This window comes from Vicinamibacteria bacterium (assembly GCA_035620555.1).
In the GTDB taxonomy this organism is placed as follows: Bacteria; Acidobacteriota; Vicinamibacteria; order Marinacidobacterales; family SMYC01; genus DASPGQ01.
The window spans coordinates 1-6,204 of the sequence record DASPGQ010000742.1 but is presented as its reverse complement, the minus strand read 5'-3'; the positions used below and the strand labels follow the sequence as shown (position 1 = coordinate 6,204).

5 protein-coding genes are annotated in these 6,204 nt (G+C 62.8%); 2 read left to right on the top strand and 3 right to left on the bottom strand.

Going from position 1 to position 6,204, the window contains the following annotated elements; translation table 11 throughout:
* A partial coding sequence (locus VEK15_29740) for a hypothetical protein (protein HXV64917.1) occupies positions 1 to 1,491 on the top strand: 1,491 nt, incomplete at its 5' end.
* Positions 1,492 to 2,058: 567 nt separating this feature from the next.
* The gene (locus tag VEK15_29735) at positions 2,059 to 2,997 is read left to right on the top strand and encodes a transglycosylase SLT domain-containing protein (GenBank protein ID HXV64916.1); all 939 of its coding nucleotides are present in this window, start codon (positions 2,059 to 2,061) and stop codon (positions 2,995 to 2,997) included.
* Between the two features lie 297 nt (positions 2,998 to 3,294).
* Here the strand turns inward: VEK15_29735 and VEK15_29730 are convergent, their stop codons facing one another.
* From VEK15_29730 to VEK15_29720, 3 genes are all read right to left on the bottom strand, one after another.
* Positions 3,295 to 4,944: an AarF/UbiB family protein gene (locus tag VEK15_29730; protein HXV64915.1), complete on the bottom strand. Its 1,650-nt coding sequence runs from the start codon at positions 4,942 to 4,944 to the stop codon at positions 3,295 to 3,297.
* An 11-nt stretch (positions 4,945 to 4,955) separates the two neighbouring features.
* Positions 4,956 to 5,942, bottom strand: a complete 987-nt coding sequence (locus tag VEK15_29725; protein ID HXV64914.1) for a CaiB/BaiF CoA-transferase family protein — start codon at positions 5,940 to 5,942, stop codon at positions 4,956 to 4,958.
* Positions 5,939 to 6,204, bottom strand: a 266-nt coding sequence (locus tag VEK15_29720; GenBank protein ID HXV64913.1) for an acetyl-CoA C-acyltransferase, incomplete at its 5' end; no start/stop codon positions are given. The genes VEK15_29720 and VEK15_29725, both read right to left, overlap by 4 nt.

Here is a 6,204-nt window from a genome sequence, read left to right as displayed (position 1 = left end):
CCCGACTTCTCGTGGCGCTCCGGACACGAGCTCAGCTTTGCTGGATTCCCCGGGGCCAAGCTGAAGGTGTCTTCGGTCCGTATCGACCGCGGCAGGAGCCTCCCCTCGGTTCGCGCAATCCTATTTCTTACGATATCGGCTTGGGCGTTGTTATTGGCGCTGCGGGGCATCGGTCTTCCAGAGCGTCGCGCGGCGTGGCTTTCGGTGGCGTGGCTCATGGTTCCCGCGGGCGCGGTCTTGCTATGGCCTGCAATCGCGATCCCCTTGCTTCCTCTCGTCGTGGTGGCGTCGGTCGCTACGGCTGCCGGGGCAATCCTCGTCCGAGGGGGAGTTCGAGCCTTGGCCGAGCGCGATGTCGTGCCCGAGCCCGCGCCCGGTGTTCTCGCGGTTGCGTCCCTCGGCTTTCTCGCGTGGTTTTTGGCGATGGCCTCGCCGCTGTACGTGGGAGGTCATTTCGCTTACCACGCCGCGATCGCCGAGGAGATTTGGCAAGGGAAGTTTCTCCTCTATTACCTGCCCGACCCGGCGAACATGCTGAGCCGGCAACCGCAATGGGGAGGCCTGGTGGTGCCTCACCCGTCGCTCTATCACACCGTGAGCTCCCCTTTGGCTGGCCTTCCCCGTTTCTGGTTTCACACGGGGACGAAGCTCTTCGTCGCGGGCTTGCTCACCATGATTCCGATTACCTGCGGGCTGGTGGCGACCGACGTCGCCGACAGGCGGGCGGGCGTGTACGCGGCGGCGGCTACGCTCGGGCCGACTGGCTTTCAGCTTCTTGCCCTGGGCCATCTCATGACGATCTTCGGCTGCGCCGCCGCCACGGTGGCGCTCGGGCTCCTCGCCATTTGCGCGAATCGACTCTCGGAGAAGGGCATTTTCTGGCTGGTTTCCGGTGCGCTCACGATCGGCTTTCTTTCCTATACGGGCTCTCTTTTGTTTGGCTCGGCGGCGCTCGCCCTCACGGCCCTGATCTCTTATCGCTCCGACCGCGATTTCTCGAAGAGCCTCGTCAAGCTCGCTCTCGTGTCCTGGACGGTCGCGTTCCTCCTTTATTATGTGCATTGGGCCGTCCCGTTCTTTCGCGACACGCTTCCCGTTCTCCTGTTCGGAACCGGAGGGGAACGCGTCATCGACCTGAGCGCACGCGTGGCAGCCGTCCCGTCCAAGTTCACTTATTCCTTCGGCTCGTTTCTCGTCCCGCTCGGAGGGCTTCTGGGAATCGCGCTCGCCGAGGGCAGGTCGAGAGGTCGATGCCTTTTGGAAGGCTGGGCATTGGTCCTCGTCCTGTTCACTCTTCTCGACCTGGGATTCAACTTTCTTCTCAAGCATCACTACTTCAGTTGGCCCGTCGTCGCGATCGGTCTCGGACTCTTGTTCCATCGGATCGACGGGAGAGGCCGTTTCGGCCGACCCGCGGCGCGAATCTTTCTCCTCGCTCTCGTTGTCTCCGCGGTGAGAGCGGCCCTGAGCGTCGCGTCCGGCGGAGGCTGACGAAAAGGCGTCGACTGAGGCGATCAAGAGAAAAATCCGTCGAGAAGACAAACTTTTTTTTCAGATTTTTCGATGACAGGCCGCCGGGTTTCGCCCGCACCGGGGCTTCCAGTCACTAGATAAGTCGTTCAAATATAAAGACTTAATCCGCATTGCCCGCTCCGTCGCCGCGCGGGCTTCCCCCCACGGCCTTCTGAAACTCATGGATCGCGGCGAGGATCCAGTGCTATACTCTCGCTACTCCAACATCTTGAGTTGAAGCTGATGCAGGCCACAGAATCTCGTGGGGCTTGAGATGTACGTTGACTTATGGATGCCGCCGGAGCGGGATGAGGATTAGATTCCAACTCCTTTCCCGAGTCGAGGCCGAGATGCTGGCGGAATTGGGGTCGCAATCTCGGTCGAGCAGACTTTCCAGGTTTGCTCTGGAGGGCTGGACCGTTACTCCTTCCCAGCACTCCGTCGACGGGAGTCGCCCCAAAAGGCCCAAAAGGGCCAGGAGAGACATCTGACGGGCGGTGACCCAAGGTGCCGGAGCACCGTCGAGTTGATTGGAGGAAATACGGCATGGCTAGTACTCAAAACCGCAATATCGCGGAGATCCCAGCGGCGCCATCGGAGTCGAACGGTTCTTCGAACTCTGCGGAGCCGCGCCTGAAAGACGCTCGCGAAGTCCAACACATCATCGTGCGCCAGGGGCCCGGGTGGCAGGTTACGGCATTGCTTCTTTTGTCCCTGCTCTTATTGACGACGATTGCCGTGGCTTTCTACGCCTTCCACCGAGTCGGTGAGCTCAACGACCAGATGGGAAGCACGATGCGACGTGTCGAGCAAAAGATCCAGAACCTCGATGCTGGGATCAGCTTCGAGTCGAAGCGGCAGCAGCTCCTGCTCGGAATACGCGACGAGATCATGCGGACCAATCCCCGGGTGAGCCTGGCCGAGGCGTACGAGTATGCCGACCTGGTCATGAAGTCGAGCGAAAAGTACCCTTCGGTGGAGCCCCTGATGCTGGTCTCGATCGGCATCGTCGAGAGCGGATACGACCACCTGGCCACCTCGACGGCGGATGCCAAGGGAATCTATCAAATCTGGCCCTCGACGGGACGGCTTCTGGCGCGGGCTCTCGACTGGGAATACTCGGATGCGCTGTTGTACGACCCCAGCGCGAACACCGAGCTCGCGGCCCTGTACCTCGACATTCTGTTCTCCGCTTATAACGACCACAGCATGGTGCTCGCGGAGTACAATGGCGGACCGCTCAACGCCGGCTACTACCGGGCGGGAAGCAGCAAGACCGCGGAGGAGACGAAAGACTACGTCAGGAAGGTCAACGCGGTCTACGAAGCGTTGCAGAACAAGTTCGAGCTCGGCGTCGACGTAACGCTTCTTCCCATGCACAAGGATCGCTCGCGCCATGGGAAGCTCCTTGGAGTTCCGCCTCCGCCGCGTGACGTTCTTTCTCCGGACGCGACGTCGCGCACCGAGCTCGCCGCCGGCCAGTAGGACTCGAATGAAGCGAGGCTCGCGTCAGCGGGCCTCGCTACTTTCTCTTCCAATACTCAGTGCCGTGGCGGGACCCGTAATCGATCCGCCTTCGCGCAAGGCTCCGGCGGACCCGCCGAAGCTTCCAGCGTAGGCGGGTCGTGCCGCCACGGCTCGGGGTTTGCGGCGCTTATTCGCACTGCGTGCTCACATCTGATACCCACGAAGCAGCCCGATGCGGACGATTCGCGCTAGCGTCGCGGCAGAAGTCTTGGCCACCGCTCGGCAGGCTGCGCCGTAGTTTTTCGCCAGCCTTCTCTAATGTCGGCCGGTCAGAATTTGGGCCACGACGTAGATGCCCAGGCCCGCCGCCAACAAGAAGCCGAGCAGGGCAAAAACCGGATACCCGAAGATGACGGGTCCGGCGTCGATGCTCAAGAGGAAGGCGGAGCCGAGTATGAGCGCCGCGGTGATCACGCCGAGGGAGATGCGATTTGCGACGTCGCGAATCGCAACTTGCATCTCCTCTGCCTTCTCGATGGAGATGCCGACGCGAAGCTGGTTGTTGGCCATCTGGCTCACGAGCCTTCTGGTGCCGAGCGGCACCTCGTAGGCGAACGAGCGCAGCTCGAGTATCAGAGCCGCCAGCCGCTCCCAGCTCATATCACGTCGGATCTGCTCCTCGAACAGGCGCATCGAGAACGACTTCATCGTCTTGACTGGATCCATCTCCGGATCGAGTTTGCGGCAGAGGGGCTCGAGGTTCAGAAGGGTCTTCCCCAGGAGCAGCATCTCGGGGGGAATCTGGACGTCGTGCCGAGCCGAGAGGATCAGGATGTCGCGCATGATGATGCCGAAGGGAAGCTCTTTGAGCTTGACGCCGACATAACGGGCGACGAGGTGGGATACCGCGGCCCGGAAATGGGGCTCGACGAAGTCGCGGCCGGTCACACCCATTTCGAGACAGAGTCTCGCGGCGCTGTCGCCATCGCGGTCGACGAGAGCGAGCAGAAGCCCCATGAGGCGCAGCTGGTTCTCGCGCGATATGTAGGCGATCATCCCAAAGTCGAGCACGGTGAGGCGCCCGGTGTCGTCGAGGAGGAAGTTGCCAGGGTGCGGATCGCACTGGAACGCGCCGTCGAGCAGGATCTGTTTCAGATACGCTCGCCACAGCTCGTCGGCGATCTGCGGATGGGGAGCGACCGAATCGGATAGCCGTGCGCCCTCCACGTATTCCAGCACCAGGACCCGCTCACGAGCGAGCTCGTCCACGACTCGAGGAACGCGCAGCATCGTGAACTCCCGCAAAGAGTCACGAAGTCGATCCGCGTTGGAGGCTTCCTGGCGAAGGTTGAGCTCGGCGCGAAGGGTCGTCTCCAGCTGGGAGTTCAGGCCATGGAAATCATAGCGGTTGGCGAGCGCGGAGCGGGAGAGCCGTTCTGCCACCTCGCGAAGAATGTCCAGGTCGACACTGACGAGTTCGGGAACTCCCGGTTTGACGACCTTGACGGCGACGTCTCCCTCGACTCCGGATCGAGACTCGCGAAGCCGTGCTCGGTAAACCTGGGCGATCGAAGCGGATGCGATGGGCTCTTCATCGAAGCGCTCGAAGGTCTCGTCGATGGGCGCGCCCAGCTCGCTCTCCAGCACCTCTTTCATTCCCTCGAAGGGAATTGGGGCGACACGGTCCTGAAGGCGTCCGAGCTCCTCCATATAGGCTTGGGGGAGAAGATCGGGACGAGTCGATAGGAGCTGTCCGAGTTTGATGTAGCTCGTGCCGAGCTCCTCGAGCGCGAGCCGTAGCTTCCGGGCGCGACTCTGCTGACGCTCGGCGGGCTTCCGCTTTCTTCGGGGGCGCAGGCCAATCCAGGACAGCAGATCGAAGCTCGAGAGGACGTCCTCGAAACCGTAACGGACGAAGGTGGCCGCTATCTTCTGCAGTCGGGAGAGGCTTCGAGGCGTGAGCAAAGCGATCCAATCTACTCGAAAAACTCGCGGGAGTGCTGCCCGAGCTCGGGCGCGGGGGCGAGGGCAATAAAGTCCGCTCTGGTGGGGAAAGAGCCCGACTCACCCGGTTGACTCGAGGTCGGTGCGCTCGCGTCTTTCGGGGAACGGACCATCTCCACGCAGGCATCGAGGTCGTTAAAGATGTCGCGCCAGGTCGGAGCGTCTCGCGTCCGCACCACCCGTGCCACCTCGTCTCGCGCGGTCTCGTCGTCCTTGCGGTCGACGAGATCGCCGCGGCCGATCCCCCGGCAAAAGCGCTCCCAGAACTTGGGCTCCAGAGCTCCGACGCTGAGCGTCTCGCCGTCCCGGGTCGAGTAGAGAGCGTAGTTGGGATTACGTCCCGACAGCTTCTCGCCGATGTTCCCTTCGGCGAGCATCATGAACGAACGGAGCCCGTGATACATCGACACGTCCAGGTACCGACCCGCACCGGTCCGCTTTCGCTCCATCAGGCTCGAGAGTACTCCGAGCGCGGCGAAGAGGCCTCCGGCGGCGAAGTCCGCGACCTGCATCGGCAGCGGAGAGCCTGCCCCATGAAGCGCCCCCGCGGCCGCCATGTAGTTGATGTCGTGGCCCGCCCGATCGCGATAAGGTCCGCTTTGACCGTATCCGCTGATCGCGATGTAGACGAGACCGGGGACGACGCGCTCGAGCGACGAGTAGTCGAGACCGAGCCGCTTCATGGTTCCCGGCCGGAAGCCCTCGACGAGAACGTCCGCGGTCCGGACGAGCTTCAAGAAGCGCGCCCGCCCAACGTCATCCTTCAGATCCAGCGCCACGCTCTTCTTGCCGCGATTCAGGCGGGCGAAGGCCTCGGAATCGATCTGGCGAAGCGGATCGCCTTCGAGCGGCTCGACCTTGACGATCTCGGCGCCGAGCGCGGCGCACAGAAGCGTGCAGAACGGGCCGGGAGCGTAACGGCTCAAGTCGATGACGCGGATTCCGCCGAGAGGACTCATTCGCTCTCGACGACCATGCTGAATCCCAGCCCCCCGGCAGCGCACACCGAGATGAGGCCGAAACCTCCGCCGCGCCGCCTGAGCTCGTTCAGCACGCTCAGTGTGATGCGCGCGCCGGTCGCCCCGAACGGGTGTCCCAGCGCTATCGATCCACCCAAAACGTTCAACCGCTCGGGGTCCACCTCGCCGAGCGGGGCCGCCCGGCCGAGCTTCTCCCGACAGAATCGTGTCGAGGCGAAGGCCCCGAGAACCGAAAGGACCT

Excerpts from the sequence above, each read along its gene's own strand:
- VEK15_29735 (HXV64916.1), top strand. The coding sequence starts at position 2,059 with ATGGCTAGTACTCAAAACCGCAATATCGCGGAGATCCCAGCGGCGCCA.
- VEK15_29725 (HXV64914.1), bottom strand. The coding sequence starts at position 5,942 with ATGAGTCCTCTCGGCGGAATCCGCGTCATCGACTTGAGCCGTTACGCT.